The sequence below is a fragment of the Pseudomonas sp. GW822-FHT03F08 genome, from assembly GCF_058801265.1.
Genome location: NZ_JBXANC010000004.1, coordinates 515,276 through 532,146, shown reverse-complemented (window position 1 = coordinate 532,146; position 16,871 = coordinate 515,276). Strand labels below are relative to the sequence as shown.

Annotated in this window: 16 protein-coding genes; 2 read left to right on the top strand and 14 right to left on the bottom strand. The window is 61.2% G+C overall.

Annotated features, from left to right (window positions below):
- Positions 1–16: 16 nt before the first annotated feature.
- The 12 genes from AC1RME_RS12895 to AC1RME_RS12840 all read right to left on the bottom strand — a co-directional run bounded on the left by AC1RME_RS12895 (position 17) and on the right by AC1RME_RS12840 (position 12,019).
- Positions 17–643, bottom strand: a complete 627-nt coding sequence (locus tag AC1RME_RS12895) for a class I SAM-dependent methyltransferase (RefSeq protein WP_096821884.1) — start codon at positions 641–643, stop codon at positions 17–19.
- 48 nt (positions 644–691) lie between these two features.
- On the bottom strand, positions 692–1,336 hold the full coding sequence (locus AC1RME_RS12890) for a methionine ABC transporter permease (protein ID WP_096821885.1): 645 nt from the start codon (positions 1,334–1,336) through the stop codon (positions 692–694).
- A complete protein-coding gene (locus AC1RME_RS12885; protein ID WP_085712685.1) occupies positions 1,326–2,450 on the bottom strand; it encodes a methionine ABC transporter ATP-binding protein in 1,125 nt (374 codons plus the stop codon). Before AC1RME_RS12885 ends, AC1RME_RS12890 begins: the two co-directional genes overlap by 11 nt.
- 2 nt (positions 2,451–2,452) lie before the next feature.
- Positions 2,453–3,262, bottom strand: a complete 810-nt coding sequence (locus AC1RME_RS12880) for a MetQ/NlpA family ABC transporter substrate-binding protein (RefSeq protein ID WP_096821886.1) — start codon at positions 3,260–3,262, stop codon at positions 2,453–2,455.
- A 13-nt stretch (positions 3,263–3,275) separates the two neighbouring features.
- Positions 3,276–4,640: an LLM class flavin-dependent oxidoreductase gene (locus AC1RME_RS12875; protein ID WP_493091350.1), complete on the bottom strand. Its 1,365-nt coding sequence runs from the start codon at positions 4,638–4,640 to the stop codon at positions 3,276–3,278.
- Entirely contained in the window at positions 4,640–5,833 is a 1,194-nt protein-coding gene (locus AC1RME_RS12870; protein ID WP_096821888.1) for an SfnB family sulfur acquisition oxidoreductase, read from the bottom strand. The genes AC1RME_RS12875 and AC1RME_RS12870 overlap by 1 nt, the downstream gene beginning before the upstream one ends.
- Positions 5,834–5,871: 38 nt before the next feature.
- On the bottom strand, positions 5,872–7,113 hold the full coding sequence (locus AC1RME_RS12865) for an SfnB family sulfur acquisition oxidoreductase (protein ID WP_102620589.1): 1,242 nt from the start codon (positions 7,111–7,113) through the stop codon (positions 5,872–5,874).
- Between the two features lie 209 nt (positions 7,114–7,322).
- A complete protein-coding gene (locus AC1RME_RS12860) occupies positions 7,323–8,087 on the bottom strand; it encodes a hypothetical protein (RefSeq protein ID WP_493091348.1) in 765 nt (254 codons plus the stop codon).
- 473 nt (positions 8,088–8,560) lie between these two features.
- Complete coding sequence (gene tcyN, locus AC1RME_RS12855; RefSeq protein WP_493071503.1) at positions 8,561–9,310, bottom strand: L-cystine ABC transporter ATP-binding protein TcyN; 750 nt, start codon at positions 9,308–9,310, stop codon at positions 8,561–8,563.
- 4 nt (positions 9,311–9,314) lie between these two features.
- Entirely contained in the window at positions 9,315–9,980 is a 666-nt protein-coding gene (gene tcyL / locus AC1RME_RS12850; RefSeq protein WP_085733348.1) for a cystine ABC transporter permease, read from the bottom strand.
- Positions 9,980–10,780 (bottom strand): cystine ABC transporter substrate-binding protein, encoded by an 801-nt coding sequence (tcyJ, locus tag AC1RME_RS12845; RefSeq protein ID WP_096821892.1) that lies wholly within the window; start codon positions 10,778–10,780, stop codon positions 9,980–9,982. The genes tcyL and tcyJ overlap by 1 nt, the downstream gene beginning before the upstream one ends.
- A gap of 246 nt (positions 10,781–11,026) precedes the next feature.
- Positions 11,027–12,019, bottom strand: coding sequence for a D-cysteine desulfhydrase (locus AC1RME_RS12840; RefSeq protein WP_493091346.1), 993 nt, complete (start codon positions 12,017–12,019; stop codon positions 11,027–11,029).
- A 190-nt stretch (positions 12,020–12,209) separates the two neighbouring features.
- Here AC1RME_RS12840 and epsC point away from each other — a divergent pair, with 190 nt between their 5' ends.
- Positions 12,210–13,136: a serine O-acetyltransferase EpsC gene (gene epsC / locus AC1RME_RS12835; RefSeq protein WP_096821894.1), complete on the top strand. Its 927-nt coding sequence runs from the start codon at positions 12,210–12,212 to the stop codon at positions 13,134–13,136.
- A 288-nt stretch (positions 13,137–13,424) separates the two neighbouring features.
- A complete protein-coding gene (gene betT / locus AC1RME_RS12830; protein ID WP_173861336.1) occupies positions 13,425–15,386 on the top strand; it encodes a choline transporter BetT in 1,962 nt (653 codons plus the stop codon).
- Positions 15,387–15,410: 24 nt separating this feature from the next.
- On the opposite strand, the gene AC1RME_RS12825 is transcribed toward betT, so the two are convergent.
- Both AC1RME_RS12825 and AC1RME_RS12820 read right to left on the bottom strand, forming a co-directional pair.
- On the bottom strand, positions 15,411–15,671 hold the full coding sequence (locus tag AC1RME_RS12825; RefSeq protein ID WP_096821896.1) for a hypothetical protein: 261 nt from the start codon (positions 15,669–15,671) through the stop codon (positions 15,411–15,413).
- A 64-nt stretch (positions 15,672–15,735) separates the two neighbouring features.
- Entirely contained in the window at positions 15,736–16,773 is a 1,038-nt protein-coding gene (locus tag AC1RME_RS12820; protein ID WP_493091344.1) for a LacI family DNA-binding transcriptional regulator, read from the bottom strand.
- Positions 16,774–16,871: the final 98 nt, after the last annotated feature.

The following is a 16,871-nucleotide window of genomic DNA, read 5'->3' as shown; positions in this document are numbered from 1 at the left end:
CCTGGGGTGAGGGGAATCAGATCTTGCGCCAGACACTCGCCAGCCAGGGCTGCTGTTCACGCGGCAGCCCCGCCGGTCGGTAGTAATGCTCAAGTTCCACGAACCCGGCAGCGGTCAGCAATCCGCGCCAGGCTTCAAGATCGTGGTACGAGCCATAACGCGGCCCGTTCCAGCCTTCACGGTTATCCCCACGCGGGTTGGAACTGAACAACACCCCACCCGGCTTCAGTGTCCCGTGTAACTGCTGCAGAACCCGTGGCAATTCCTGCAACGGCACATGAAACAGCACTGCATTGGCGAAGATGCCGTCGAAGCGTTCTGCCGGCAGATCCAGCTTCAGAAAATCCTGGCACCACACCTCGCAGCCGCTGTCTTCCCGGGCCATCTGCGCGAATTTTTCCGCGCCGTCGAGGCCGACGGCGACGTGACCCATGCGCGTGAAGGTCTGCAAATCCCGCCCAGGTCCACAGCCGAAATCGAGGATGGAAAACGGCGCCTCAGCGTGAATGTGCCGCAGCAGTGCATCGATGTTCTGGCTGACATCGTGGTCGCGGGTGCCTTCACGAAAATCCTCGGCCACCGCGTTGTAGTGGCCGAGGGTAGTGGAGGTGATCTGTTCCAGATCGGTGGGGGTCTGCTTCATGGTCGGACTGCGCTGGCAATGGATGTTGCCGACTATACGCCATGCAGTTCAGCGCTTGTTCAACCCTCGTGCCAGACGATCGCCACCCAGCTGAATCACCGCTACCAGCGCCACCAGCAGCACGATCACGGTCAGCATGATCTGGCTATCAAAGCGTTGATAGCCGTAGCGATAAGCGATGTCGCCCAGACCGCCAGCGCCAATCGCCCCGGCCATGGCCGATGAGTTGATCATCGTCACCAGGGTGATGGTGAAACCGCCAACGATCCCCGGTAGCGCTTCAGGCAACAACACGTGCCAGATGATGTGCCAGCGTCGGCACCCCATGGCTTGCGCGGCTTCGATCAAGCCGTGGTCGACTTCGCGCAGGCTCACCTCGGCAATCCGCGCAAAGAACGGCGTGGCCGCGATGGTCAACGGCACTACGGCCGCCCACACTCCGTAGGTGGTGCCGACGATCAGCCGGGTGAACGGGATCAGCGCGACCATCAGGATCAGGAACGGAATCGAGCGAAACAGATTCACGAACGCGCCCAGCGCGCGATTCAGCACCGGCGCTTCGTAGATCCCGCCCTTGTCGCTGGTGACCAGAATCACTGCCATCGGAATACCCGCCAGCAGCGCGATCAGCGATGAAACGCCGACCATCAGAAACGTATCGATGAAACCCTGCAACAAGCGATCAAACCACATAGCCCAGCACCTCCGTGCGTTGTGCCCATTGGCCGGCGCGCTGACGCAATTCCTCGGCGTTCAGCTTCGAGCCTGCCACCGCCAGCAACAGTTGCCCGAGCGCGTGCCCCTGAATCCGTTCCACGCCGCCCTGCAGCAATTTCACCCGACCGCCGAGCGCGGCGAACAGCGCGGCCAGATCCGGTTCGTCCTGCTGGCTGCCGGTGAACTGCAAGCGCAACACCACAGAGGCATCGGACGACGATGGTTGCGCCTGCAAACGGCTTTGCAATTCTTCGGGCAAGGCGTGTTGCAGCGGTGCGAGCAAGGTCTGGCTGACTTCGTGCTGCGGGTTGCCGAACACTTCCCAGACGGGGCCTTGCTCGACAATGCGGCCATGTTCCAGCACGACGACGCGGTCGCAGATTTCCCGGATCACGGCCATCTCGTGAGTGATCAGCACGATGGTCAGGCCCAGGCGTTTGTTGATCTCGCGCAGCAGGCCGAGGATCGACTGAGTGGTTTCCGGATCCAGCGCTGAAGTGGCTTCGTCACACAGCAAAATGTCCGGGTCGTGCACCAGTGCGCGGGCGATGCCGACGCGCTGTTTCTGCCCGCCGGACAGCTGCGCCGGATACGCCTTGTGCTTGGCTTGCAGGCCCACCAGCTCCAGCAGTTCGCGAACCTTTTTTTCCCGTTGCTCCTTCGGGACACCGGCGACTTTCAGCGGCAGTTCGACGTTCTGCCACACCGTTTTTGCCGACATCAGATTGAAGTGCTGGAAGATCATGCCGATCCGCCGACGCAGGGCGACGAGGCGATCCTCGTCGTACTCGCCGATGTCCACCTGATCGATCAGCACTCGGCCCGAGGTCGGTTGTTCGAGGCGGTTGATGGTGCGGATCAGCGACGACTTGCCGGCGCCGCTGCGACCGATGATGCCGAACACTTCACCGCGCTGGATCGCCAGGTCGATGCCTTGCAGGGCTGCGACCGGGCCTTGCTTGCCGTCGTAGGTTTTGCCGAGCCCGACGAAACGCACATGGGCGCGGTTCAGTTCGGGATGCAGCTCGGTGCGCTGTGCCAGCGCGGGTGGCTCTGGAAGATCCAGTCGCCGTTGAATGGCCGCGGTCATCCTCAGCTTTCCCAACCGGCCTGGTACAGCTTGCCGTGGGCTTTATCCAGCGCGGCGCGTACGGCCGGCGAATGCTGGTAGATGTCGACGAACTTGATCAGACGCGGATCGGTCTTGCTCTTCGGCTGGATCACGAACTGGATCACGTATTCCTTGTGGTCGAGGCCGTCGAACAGCAGCGCGGAGCCGGCGTCGAAAGTCTTCGCCAGTCGGATGTAGGCCGGGTAGCCCTGGACCAGATCGGCGTCATCGTAGGCGCGTACCAGTTGCACGGCTTCGACTTGCAGGATCTTGATCTTCTTCGGGTTGGCGACGATGTCGTCTTCGGTGGCCTTGTAGCCGACGCCCGGTTTCAACGTGATCAGACCGGCCTTGGCCAGCAGTTGCAGGCCGCGACCGCTGTTGATCGGGTCGTTGGCGATGGCGACGCTGGCGCCCTCCGGCAGCTCAGCGAAGCTTTTGTATTTCTTCGAGTACAGGCCGACGTTGTTGATGATCCCCGGGGCGAACGGCACCAGGTCGAAACCGGAGGCCGCCTTGGCGTTTTCCAGGAACGGGATGTGCTGGAAGTAGTTCACGTCGATGTCGCCGGCGGCGAGGCTGACGTTCGGCGCGATCCAGTCGGTGAACTCCACGAGCTCGACTTTCAGGCCTTGTTTGGAGGCTTCCTCGACGGCCGCTTCCAGCGGAATCGCGAAGGCTGCGGTGGTGCCGATTTTCAACGGCGCGTCGGCGGCGAAAACCGCCGAGCTGAACAGGCCGAAGGCCAGGGCCAGTGCTTTGACTGGGTGGGACAGGCGTTTCTTGGTCATGGTGGTTTTCCAGTCAGTGCGAGGAGGTGTGTCGGTAGTGGGCACCGGTGTGCTGCTGCGGCAGATGTGCTTCGCCGTGAAACAGTTTTTCCCGCAGGCTGCCGGTGTCGTACGCGGTCTTGTACGAGCCGCGCCGTTGCAGTTCCGGAATCACCAGATCGATGAAATCCACATAGCTTTCCGGGGTGACGATGCGGGTCAGGTTGAAGCCGTCGAGGCCGGTTTCGGCGATCCACGATTCCAGTTCATCCGCCACTTGCTGCGGCGAGCCGACCACGGTGATGTAGCGCCCGCCGAGGGCGTGCTGGTCGAGCAACTTGCGGCGGGTCCAGTCGTTGTTCTGCAGGTTTTTGGTGGCGGACTGGATTGCGTTGCTCTTGACGTACTGGATGGGCTCGTCGATTTCGTACTGGGAAAAATCGATGCCGGTGGACGCCGAAAAATGCGCCACGCCCGCTTCGGCGCTGGCGTAGCTCAGGTATTCGGCATGCTTGGCCCAGGCCGCGTCCTCGGTCTCGCCGACGATCACGTTGAGGCCCATGAACACCTTGATGTCCTCGGGATTGCGACCTGCCTCGACGGCGCTGGCGCGGACCTTGTCCACCTGCACTTTGGTCGACGGTTTGTTCTGACCGCTGATGAACACGCACTCGGCATGACGCCCGGCGAACAGCAGACCGCGCTCCGAACTGCCGGCCTGGAACAGCACCGGCGTGCGCTGCGGCGACGGCTCGCAGAGGTGATAACCCTCGACCTGATAGAACTCGCCCTTGTGCTCGACCTTGTGCACCTTGTTTGGCTGCGCGTAGATCCGCTGCTGCGGATCGTTGAGCACCGCATCGTTTTCCCAGCTGCCTTCCCAGAGTTTGTAGAGGACTTCGAGGTACTCGTCGGCCTGGTCGTAACGCCGGTCATGCTCGACCTGTTCACTGAGGCCCATGGCCTTGGCGGCGCTGTCCAGATAACCGGTGACGATGTTCCAGCCCACCCGTCCACGGCTCAGGTGATCGAGGGTCGACATGCGTCGGGCGAACAGATACGGCGGCTCGTAGGTGAGGTTGGCGGTCAGGCCGAAACCCAGATTTTTGGTCACCGCTGACATGGCCGACACCAGCAGCAGCGGATCGTTGACCGGCAGCTGGATTGACTCTTTCAGCGTGACGTCCACTGAGTTTTGGTAGACGTCGTACACGCCGACGATGTCTGCGATGAACAGACCGTCGAACAGCCCACGCTCCAGCAATTGCGCCAGTTCGGTCCAGTATTCAATGGTCTTGTATTGGGTCGAGGTGTCCCGTGGATGGGTCCACAACCCGTGGTTGATGTGGCCGATGCAGTTCATGTTGAACGCATTGAGCAGGATCTTTTTCTTGCTCATCAGATGGTCCCTCGCAGCGGAGGGTTTTCATCGTTGAGGTAGTAATTGCCGACCGCGTGATACTTCCAGCGCACCGGGTCGTGCAGGGTGTGCACCCGGGCGTTGCGCCAGTGACGGTCGAGGCCGTGCTCGATCAGGGTGGCCTGGCTGCCGGCCAGTTCGAACAACGTGCTGCCGGCGGCCAGAGAAATTTCAGTGCTGATCGCCCGTGCTTCAGCGACGGCAATCGAGGCTGCTGCAACCGTCTCGGCGTTGCTCTCGGCCTGGGCCGCATCGAGGAATTCGCCGGCGCGTTCGAGCAGGGCTTCGGTGGCGTGCAGGCGGATGCTCAAGTGGCCGAAACTCTTGAGGGTCAGTGGGTCTTCGGTGGCTTTGTCGTTGCCCGAGTCGATCCATGGCCGGGTCTTGCTGCGCACGAAGTGCAGCGCATCTTCGTAGGCGGCGCGGGCGATGCCGGTGTCGATGGCGGCGTGAAGAATCTGCGCCAGCGGGCCGACGGTGGTCGGGCGTTCGAAAGCGCTCTGGAACGGAATGACATCTTCGGCGGCGACATACACGTCCTCGAACACCACCGAACCACTGCCGGTGGTGCGCTGGCCGAAGCCGCTCCAGTCGTCGATCACCGTCAGGCCTTTGCTGTCACGCGGGACAAACGCCAGTTGCTGCACTCCGTCTTCATCGACCACTGAGGTCGGGATGCGTTGGGCGTAAATGGCGCCGGTTGCATAAAACTTGCGACCGTTGATGCGATAACCGCTGCCGTCGCGTTTCAGGCTGGTAACCCGATCGTGGGCAGTCTTGGTGCCCAGTTCTGCCAGGGCATTGCCGAAGCGCTGGCCGGCGAGGACTTCGGCGTACAGACGTTGTTTCTGCTCGTGGCTGCCATTCACCCGGAGTACTTCGAGGGCATAGAAATGGTTCTGCGGAATCTGCCCGAGCGAGCCATCGGCCCGGGCGATCAGGGCGATGACGTTGGCCAGGGTCACGTTGGACACGCCGGCGCCGCCGTATTCCTTGGGCACGCTGATGCCCCACAGGCCGGAGCGGGAAAACACGTCGAGTTCCGGCAGCGGCAGGCGGCGTTCGCGGTCGCGCAGGTTGCTGTCGCGCTGGAAGTCTTCGGCCAGGTCGCTGGCGACGATCAGGGCTTGCTCGTCGCTGGTGATGACCGCGACGGGATGAGAAAGAGTCATGTGTTTCTCCAGAGATCTGGTCAAAAGTGTTCTGGTCGTCAGATCCAGGAATGGCGAGCGGGCAACTTGCCGTTGAGGCGATAGGCGCCGACCGCGTGGTACTTCCAGCGCACAGGGTCGTGCAGGGTGTGCACCCGTGCGTTGCGCCAGTGACGGTCGAGGTTGAATTCGGCGAGGGTGGCGCGGCTGCCGGCCAGTTCGAAGAGCTTTTCGCTGGCCAGCAGCGAGATTTCGGTGGTCAGCACCTTGGCTTCGGCCACGGCAATCGAGGCGCGGGCGGCGGACTCTGCGGTGAGTGGCGCGGCGTGCACCTGATCCAGCACCTGACCGGCCTTGCGCAGCAGCGCTTCGGCGGCGTGCAGTTCGATTTTCAGTTTGCCGATGTCGGCGATCACGTAGAGGTCATCACTGGCGCGTTCGACCTTGGCATCGATCCACGGCCGGGCGCGGGTCTTGACGAATTCGATGGCGTCATCGATGGCGCCACGGGCGATGCCGGCGTCGATGGCCGCCTGAATCAGCTGCGACACCGCGCCCTGGGTGTTGGGCTTTTCGTTGATCTTCCAGTTGTCTACCACAAGACCAGCATCGACCCGCACGTTGTTCAGCAGGATTGTGCCGCTGGCCGTGGTGCGCTGGCCGAAACCGGACCAGTCGTCGACGATGCGCAATCCCGGTGTGCCACGACGGACGAAGGCCAGCACTTGCCTGCCGTCATCGTTGAGTGCCTTGACCGCGACCCAGTGGGCGAAGAGGGCGCCGGTGGAATAGAACTTCTGGCCGTTGATCACGTAGTCATCGCCATCGGCGGTGATGCGCGCTTTCAGCTCCAGGGTGTCTTTGGTGCCGCGTTCAGGCCCGGCGTTACCGATGCGCCAGCCTTCGAGCACGCTCTGCAGCAATTGTTTTTTCTGCTCTTCGGTGGCGCTGCCGAGGATCAGGTTGATGATGCCGAACTGGTTCTGCGGGATCTGTCCCAGTGCCGGGTCGGCCGCGGAAATGATCGCGAACACCTCGGCCAGGGTGACGAAGGAAACCTGCGGGCCGCCGTACTCGCGCGGAATCGCGATGCTGCCCAGGCCGCTGCGGGTGAACTGTTCGACTTCCGACCACGGCAGCTTGCGCTGGCGGTCACGTTTGGCGGCCTGCACGCGGGCGACTTGCGCCAGTTCATGTGCAGCCTTGATGGCTTGAGCGTCGTTGCGCAGCACTTGCGCGGGCAACAACAGCGGGGCGATGTCCAGGTCACTCTGGACGTTTGCGTCTGCCAGACTGGACATCAGTGCCACTCCTTGGCTGCACGCAATGCCCTGGCGATTTGCACTGGGGTGATTGTGTTCCGGACCATGTTACCTACCTCACATCTCATGAAAAACGCCGCAAAAGTGCGGCGAACGAAAGAATGTCCGGTGGTCCGGTTCATATACCCTAAGCGCGTATAAATATTAAATAAACTAACTTTTAGGAATATGCATAGAAGATCAAAAGCTCACTCGGCTTTACGCTCCGCGGCCATGGGAATCTGCCTCAAGGGCACTTTCAGATAAGGATTCACGCAACCGATTTTCAGCGTCTGTGATGGTGCCCAACGCGAGTTGTTGCCGACCCGGTCGATGATGCAATAGGTCACATCCAGCCGCAGGTCTTCGCCGGCTTCGACGATGATTGCCGGGGGCACCCAGACCTGAATGCCGTGACCGATATCGGATTGGGTAATAGGCGGCAGATCCATGCGTACATCGCCCCAGCGCAGGGTGATTTCGTCACCCTCGGCCATGTTCAGGTAAGGCTCGATAGTCAGGGGAACGCCGCGCTTGATCTGGTTCGGGTTGATCCCGCGTCGGCGAATGACCTCGGGAAGACTGACCGGCAGCAGGTACTGGTTTTCCTCCGCGCAGTCTGCCGCGAATTGCCCGCCCGGGCAGTCGAGCTTGACCTGGAACCGTGCGCTGGCCGACAGAGCCGGGTTTCTTCCGACCTGCATGACCCGGTAATGCACGCGCGGCGAACCGCTGATGATGAAGCTTTCCGGCACCCGCAGGCTGACCGTGCTTCCGACATCCCCGGCATTCAGCACGCGGGAAGCAACGTAGCAGCCATCCCAGAACAGCTCGATCAGGTCGCCACTGTCCATGTCGTGCCAGGGCCTGATGTCGACCGTCAGGTTGGCGGCCGCCATGAGGTTGATACCGGCCCCGTGGGATTTTTCCAGGGTCGGTGGTGCCAGCAGCGGGGTGTTTGAAATGCAGGTCATCGGTTTCTCTCCTTGAAGCCTTGCAGCGAAGTCCGTTTTCGAAAGAACGAATGGCGTGAATTACCCGGCAATAAAACTTCGGAGTTCCGTACAAGTTTGAAAGTGTCTTGTTGAACTAGTGTGTGCCGGTTGGAGACTAGATAAGAGTTCGCCGGAAGAGGTGTCAAGCGAGTGGATTAGTTAATCCGTGAATTACGGATTAATCAGAAGGTTCCTACATTGTCGCGGCTGTCAGCCTAGGCTTTGTAAGGAAGAGAGCTACAGATTGCTGCGGTTTTCAGCCTGTTTCGCTGTGAGTTCTACCGAAGCGGAAAATCAAGACGCGGCGAATTTTACGCACAGGGAACGTGTTGCAGGACATATATATGTACTGCGCTTTGAAGGGTTTTATTGTTTATTTTTGGAGGGGGATTGTATGGCGGGGAAAACACTACTTCCATCCATGGAAGTGAGTGATAGCACTTGCGAAGTTATCAGCCGTTGTTGCGGAACTTGCTGAGAAACTGTCGTGTGCGTTCTTCTTTCGGATTGGCAAACAGCGCCTTGGCTTCGCCTTGCTCGACGATCACACCCTTGTCGAAAAACACCACGCGGTTGGCCACGTCACGGGCGAACGCCATTTCGTGAGTCACGATAACCATGGTGCGTTTTTCTTCGGCCAAGCCGCGAATGGTCGCCAGTACTTCGCCGACCAGTTCCGGGTCGAGGGCCGATGTAGGCTCGTCGAACAGGATAACTTCCGGCTCCATCGCCAGCGCCCGGGCAATCGCCACGCGCTGTTGCTGACCACCGGACAGGCGCCGTGGGTAGGCGTCTTCCTTGCCCGCCAGGCCGACCTTGGCCAGCAGCTTCTTGCCCAGGGCAATGGCTGCGTCGCGGTGCATCTTCTTGACCACGATCGGGCCTTCGATGACGTTTTCCAGGGCGGTGCGGTGGGGGAACAGGTTGAAGTTCTGGAACACGAAGCCCACATGCTGGCGCAGGTTGCGCACCAGGCTTTGCTGCTGGTTCAGCGGGCGGCTGGTATCGATCTCGATATCGCCGACCTTGATCCGGCCGCTGGTGGGTTGTTCGAGGAAGTTCAGGCAGCGCAGGAACGTGGTCTTGCCCGAACCGCTGGGGCCGATGATTGCCACGACCTCGCCTTCCTTCACTTCAAGATCGATGCCGTTGAGCACGACTTGACCCTTGAACTGCTTTGTCAGTTTTTCCACGACAATCATGGGGTCAGGACTCCTGGTCGTGCCGATTGACCCGCTCTTCCAACTTGTTCTGGAAGTGCGACAGCACTGTGGCCAGAATCCAGTAGATCAGCGCGGCGGCAAGATACATGGTGAAGACTTCGAAAGTCCGGGCGGTAATCAGTTGTGCCTGACGGAACAGCTCCGGCACCTGGATGGTGGCAGCCAGCGCGGTGTCCTTGACCAGTGAAATGAAGCTGTTGCCCAGCGGCGGCAACGCCGTGCGCATCGCTTGCGGCAGGATGGCCCGGCGCAGGGTCTGCGCGCGGGTCATGCCGATGCTCGCAGCCGCTTCCCACTGGCCTCGTTCGATCGAACCGATCGCGGACCGCAGGATTTCACAGGCGTAAGCGGCCATGTTCAGCGAGAAGCCGATCAGGGCCGCCGGCAGCGGATCGAGTTCCAGACCCATTTGCGGCAAGCCGTAATAGATCACGAACAGTTGGACCAGCAATGGCGTGCCGCGAAAGAACGACACGTAGATGCGGGCCAGCCAGCTGACCGATTTGAAACGCGACAGGCGCATCAGCGCCAGGCCAAAGCCCAGCAGCAGGCCGAAGAACATGCCGCCGAGGCTGAGGACTACCGTGTAGTACGCGCCCTTGAGCAGAAAGGGCGCGGAGTCCAGTGCGAGTTGGAAAGCTGCTTCCATTATTTAGTGACGTCAGCTTGGAAGTACTTTTCCGAGATCTTGGCCAGGGTCCCGTCGGCACGCAGCTCGTCGAGGGCCTTGTTCACGGCCGCCAGCAGCTCAGGCTCGCCTTTGCGCAGGGCAATACCGGATTCCTGACGGGAGAACGCCTGACCGGCCGCTACGGTTTTCGGTGCTTTCTTGGCGTATTCGAGCGCGGCCAGACGGTCGATCAGAATCGCGTCGGTACGACCGTTGTTCAGGTCGGCGAACTTGGTCGGATCATCGTCATAGGTGCGCACGTCGGCACCCGGCACGTTGGCGCGAACCCATTGCTCGTAGTTGGTGCCCAGGCCTACGCCGACTTTCTTGCCGGACAGGTCAGCGGCGGACTTGATGTTCAGCGCAGCTTCCTTGTCCTTCAGCACCAGCGCCTGAATCCCGGAGATGGTGTACGGCTCGGAGAAGTCATACTTCTTCTTGCGCTCGTCGGAGATGGTCACTTGGTTGACCACAACGTCCAGACGCTTGGATTCCAGCGCGGCGAGGATGCCGTCCCACTTGGTTGGCTGAATCTTGGCCTTGACGCCCAGCTTCTTGGCCAGGGCTTCGGACAGTTCGACTTCGAAGCCCGACAGCTTGCCGTCGGCATCAACGAAGCTGAACGGTGGATAAGTGCCTTCCAGGCCGACGTTGATAACGCCTTTGTCCTTGATCTGTTGCAGTTGCTCACCGGCAACGGCGCTGCTGATCAGACCGGCGCTCAGTGCCAGGCCCAGCGAACCTACCAGCAGATTTCGACGTAGTGCGGAAAGAATCATGACAAGCCCCTGTGTTTTCTTATGGAAGACGCTTAAGGAAAGTTGGCGAATCCGGGAGTTGAACGACAGCGCTATCCTGCCTTAAAGCAGCTTATGCGTCTCTCGCGAAATTCGCCTGCGGCGAGACTATAAGACGGTTCTTTTAGAATGGAAAATAATGAATTTTCTATTTGTTATGCATTTAATGAATATGCATTCAAGCTGGTGCTGAGCGTTCCCACGCAGGGTGCGGGAACGCGCTTCAGCCTAGAGAAAATCCTTGTAGGCAAACAGCGCCGGGGCTCCGCCGGTGTGCAGGAAAATGATCGGGCCGTCATCGAAACGCCCGCGACCGATGCCGTCGAGCAACCCGGCCATGGCCTTGCCGGTGTAGACCGGATCCAGCAACACGGCGTCCTGACTCGCCAGCAGTTTCACGGCCGCCAGTGTCCCGGCATTTGGCTCGCCATAGCGCGGGCCGAAGTATTCGTCCCACAACTCGACCTTGAAACTCTCCGACAGCGCCACGCCCAAAAGATCGGCAGTGCGCTCGGCCAGGCCCTGCACTTTCGGGCGCTGATCTTCTTCGCTGCGCGATACCGTCACGCCGATCACCGACAGTTGCGGCAGCGCTTCGCTCAAGGCCAGTGCCAGGCCGCTGTGCGTGCCGGCGCTGCCCGAGGCGAGCACCACGGCGGAAAATTGCAGGCCGGTGTCCTTGATCTGTTCCGCCAGCTCCAGGCCGGCGCGTACGTAACCCAGTGCGCCGAGGGCGTTGGAGCCACCGATCGGCACCAGATATGGCTTCTTGCCGTTGCTGCGCAGGCGCACGGCGAGGGCGGCCAGTTGTTCGTCGGCGTTGTCGAGGTTGTCGACCAGTTCGACCTTGGTGTCGAACAGATCCAGCAGCAGGCGGTTGCCGTTGCCGGTGTAGTTGCTGTCTTCGGTGCCCAGCGGATTTTCCAGCAGCGCCACGCAGCCCAGGCCGAGTTTCGCGGCCAGTGCGGCGGTCTGGCGAACGTGGTTCGATTGCAGTGCGCCGGCGGTGATCAGGGTGTCCGCGCCTTGGGCGAGGGCATCGGCGGCGAGGTATTCGAGCTTGCGCAGCTTGTTGCCGCCCATGGCCAGCGGCGTCAGGTCATCGCGCTTGATGTAGACATCGCGGCCGAGCCAGGTGGACAGGCGCTCGAGCTTTTCCAGTGGGGTCGGTTGGCCGAGCAGGTCGAGGCGGTTGAAGCGGTCCAGCTGTTGTTTGATCATGAGTCCGTACTGATGCAAGGAGATGTCAGGACTATAGGCACGCCGATTTACCGGGGCAACCGCCAATCGCTTATAGCCAAATGTGCTTAGGCCAGCACTATCGGTTCTTAATTCGCCTCCTAGGCGTTGCCGTAAAGTAGTGGCCGTTGACGCGGCCAGACAGTCCGGCCGCCCGTGAGGAGTCTTTACCGTGAGCGAGCGTTCCAGCCATTGGCAATTGCAGACCATCGTCAGCCAACTGCGTACCGCCCGGGATCAGTGGCGCACACAAAATGGCCGCGCCAGCGGCGAACAGGGCGGGCGCGAATTGCCGTCCCGTGATGCGATGGCGCAGATTCTCGAAGCCTTGTGCGGCGCGTTGTTCCCGATGCGTCTGGGGCCGGTTGATCTACGAGAAGAAAGCGAAGATTTTTACGTCGGTCACACCCTCGACGTTGCGTTGAATGCATTGCTGGCGCAGGCGCGACTCGAACTGCGTTACGTCGCCCGCCACAGCGCCCGGGCCGACACCGAAGTCGAGGCGCAGGCGATCAGGATCATCCAGGACTTCGCCCTCGCATTGCCGGGCCTGCGCAGCCTGCTCGACACCGACGTGCTGGCCGCCTATCACGGCGATCCGGCGGCGCGCAGCGTCGATGAAGTGCTGCTGTGCTATCCGGGGATTCTGGCGGTGATCCACCATCGTCTGGCGCACCATTTGTATCGTGCGGGTCTGCCGTTGCTGGCGCGGATCAGTTCGGAAATCGCCCACTCGGCGACCGGTATCGATATCCATCCGGGCGCGCAGATCGGCCGCAGTTTCTTCATCGACCACGGGACCGGCGTGGTGATCGGCGAGACCGCGATCATCGGCGAGCGCGTCAGGATCTATCAGGCAGTGACCCTCGGCGCCAAACGCTTCCCGGCGGACGAGGACGGCCAGTTGCAGAAGGGCCATCCTAGGCATCCGATTGTCGAGGACGACGTGGTGATTTACGCCGGGGCGACGATTCTCGGGCGCATCACCATCGGCCAGGGTTCGACCATCGGCGGCAACGTATGGCTGACCCGCAGCGTGCCGGCCGGGTGCAACCTGACCCAGGCCAACCTGCAGCATGATGACGGGACGCAGAAGTAATTTTCCTGTCCGTTCGTTCCCGCGCGAGGTGGGAACGAACGCCCTCGCCACAGCGTCATACCCCTCCTTGAGCTAGCGTACGAAAGCGACCGCTGAGCCCTGCGATTAGTCCTTAGCGTGCTATCCATGTTTAACTTGAACGTTCATTCAAGTTAAACCGGTAGCTCGCTGCCCGCTCACAACAGGAGGCTTGCCTTTGCTGAGTCCGATCATTTCAGCCATTTTCCAATCCCTTGAGGTGCACCGTTCATGAGTGCATCGTCCACCCCTGCCAGCGGCCTGGTACGCATGAATCCGCCGGTGTTCTGGTTCGCCGCGACAGTGATTCTGCTGTTTGGCCTGGTTGTCATCGCCATGCCGGAACAGGCCGGTGCCTGGCTCCTTGAAGCGCAAAACTGGGCGGCCAATACGGTCGGCTGGTACTACATGCTCGCGATGACCCTGTATCTGGTCTTCGTGGTGGTCACCGCGTTATCGGGCTACGGCAAGATCAAACTCGGTGCCGACCACGACGAACCCGAATTCAGTTACCTGTCCTGGGCCGGCATGCTGTTCGCCGCCGGGATCAGCATCACGCTGTTTTTCTTCTGTGTGTCCGAACCGCTGACCCACATGCTCCAGCCGCCCCAAGGCGAGGCCGGCACGGCCGATGCGGCGCGTCAGGCGATGCAGATTCTGTTTCTGCACTGGGGCCTGCACGGCTGGGGCGTGTTCGCTTTCGTCGGCATGGCGCTGGCGTATTTCGCCTATCGGCACAACCTGCCACTGGCCCTGCGTTCGGCGCTGTACCCGCTGATCGGCAAACGCATCAACGGCCCCATCGGCTACGCGGTGGACGGCTTCGGCATCATCGCCACGGTGTTCGGTCTCGGTGCGGACATGGGCTTCGGCGTGTTGCACCTCAATTCCGGTCTGGACTACCTGTTCGGCATCGCCCACACCCAGTGGATTCAGGTCGGCCTGATCACGCTGATGATGGGCGCGGCGATCATCGTCGCCGTTTCCGGAGTGGATAAAGGCGTGCGGGTCATGTCCGACATCAACATGCTGCTGGCCTGTGCGCTGCTGCTGTTCGTGTTGTTCGCCGGTCCCACCCAGCATTTGCTCAACACCTTGATCCAGAACCTCGGCGACTACCTCGGCGCGTTGCCGATGAAGAGTTTCGACCTCTACGCCTACGACAAACCGAGCGACTGGCTCGGTGGCTGGACGGTGTTCTACTGGGCCTGGTGGATTGCGTGGTCGCCGTTCGTGGGCCTGTTCATCGCGCGGATTTCCCGTGGCCGGACCATCCGCGAATTCGTCTTCGGCGTGTTGTTGATCCCGCTCGGTTTCACCCTGGCGTGGATGTCGATCTTCGGCAACAGCGCTATCGATCAGGTGCTCAATCACGGGATGTCGGCTCTTGGCATGTCGGCCCTCGACAACCCGTCGATGACCCTGTACCTGCTGCTGGAAACCTACCCGTGGAGCAAAACTGTCATCGCGGTGACGGTGTTCATCAGCTTCGTGTTCTTCGTCACGTCCGCCGACTCCGGCACGGTGGTGCTCTCGACGCTGTCGGCCAAGGGCGGCAACCCGGATGAAGACGGGCCGAAATGGCTGCGGGTGTTCTGGGGCGCGATGACCGCACTGATCACCAGTGCGCTGCTGTTCTCCGGCAGCATCGATGCGCTGAAGTCAGCGGTGGTGCTGACCTCGCTGCCGTTCTCGCTGATTCTGCTGCTGATGATGTGGGGGCTGCACAAGGCGTTCTATCTGGAATCGCAGAAGCAGATCGCGCAACTGCATTCGCTGGCGCCTGTGTCCGGTTCACGACGTGGCAAGGGTGGCTGGCGCCAGCGCCTGAGTCAGGCCGTGCACTTCCCGTCGCGGGACGAGGTGTACCGCTTCATGGACACCACGGTAAAACCGGCCATCGAAGAAGTGACGGCGGTGTTCGTCGAAAAAGGTCTGAACGTGGTCACCCAACCGGACCCGGCCCATGACAGCGTCAGCCTGGAAATCGGCCATGGTGAGTTGCACCCGTTCATCTACCAGGTGCAAATGCGTGGCTACTTCACGCCATCGTTCGCTCGTGGTGGCATGGGTTCCAAGCAGCTTAACAACCGCCGCTACTACCGCGCCGAAGTGCACCTGAGCGAGGGCAGCCAGGACTACGATCTGGTCGGTTACACGAAAGAACAGATCATCAACGACATCCTCGACCAGTACGAACGGCACATGCAGTTCCTGCATCTGGTGCGTTGATCGGGGCAGGGCGCCGGGACGGATTCAGGTCTCGGCGCTCAGCACCATGAACAAAACCATCGCGGCGATCGGCACGCCGAACACGGCGCTGCCAATCGCGATCTCCGACCCCAGCGGCTGCCCGGCGTGCACCACGCCGACCGCGCCATTGATCACCGTCAACGCCAGCCACAACGCCGCGAAGCCGTAGGCCAGCGTCTGCCGGCTGAAGCCGATGCGCTCGCCGATATAGAACATCAGCGCCAGCAGGATCAGGCCGAAGAAGATGATGATTGCGGTGTGCATGGTCGCCCCTGCGGGATGTGCGGTATCACCTAGAGCATAGCCAACTCAGCCCACGCTGTGCTCATCAGGTACTTTCCCGCTCAATGACCGTGCATTGCAGCAGATTCAACCGCTGCACCTCATCGCTCGGCAGCACGCCCAGACTTTCCAGTACTCGCGTCGCCGCCAGTACGCCGATCTCCAGCGCCGGCGGTTTGATCGTGCTCAGGCTCGGCAGCAGCATCTCGGCGAACGGGTAGTCGCCGAAGCCGAGGACGGCGCAGTCTTCGGGGATTCTGAGGCCGGCCCGTTGCCCGGCGAGCAGGCCGCCGGCGGCGAGGTTGTCGTTGGCGAAGATGATGGCGTCCGGGCGCGGTGAGGTGTTCATCAGCGCTTCCATCGCTTGCTTGCCGGCCTCGAACGGGGCGCGATCGGCATCTGGTGCGAATACCCAGGGTTCCAGGCCCAGCTCGCGGACGGTCGCTGCGTAACCGTCGCGGCGTTCTAGTGCGCTGAAGTCGCCTGGTGCGCTGTTCTGCACGAAGGCGATTCGCCGATAGCCTTTGCCGTGCAGATAACGAGCGGCGCTGACACCCACCTCGAAGTGCGAAAAACCGATCTGCATCGGCTCGCGATCCGGCTGGTAATCCCAGGTTTCGATCACCGGGATATCCGCTTCGGCGAGCATCTTTTCCGTGCCCGCGCTGTGAAAGTGACTGGTGACCACCAGCGCCGCCGGCGACCAGCCGAGGAAGGCCCGTACCGCGTTTTCTTCCTGCTCGGCGCTGAAGTAACTCGAGGCCAGCAGCAACTGATAACCGTGGCGGCTGAGGGTGTCGCTGAAGCCTTGAATGGTGTTGGCGAAGATCGGCCCGGAGATGTTCGGGATCACCATGCCGACGATTTTTCCCCGCGCTGAGGCGAGCCCGCCGGCCACCAGATTCGGCACATAACCCAGCTCGGCGACCACCGCCGCGATCCGCTCGCGGCGTTCGGGCGAGACCTGTTCCGGCTGGTTGAAATAGCGCGACACGGTGATTGCCGAAACACCGGCCTGGCGCGCCACCGCGTTGAGGGTCACGCGACCGGCGCCACGGCGTTTTCGGGGCTTTTCTTCGCTCAAGGCTCGATCCTTCTTAAAAACCAAAACGCATATAAAAGTAATTTTTCAGTATTTGACGGTCTATGTCCGGCTTGCCAATACTGGCGATGTTAGCGCTA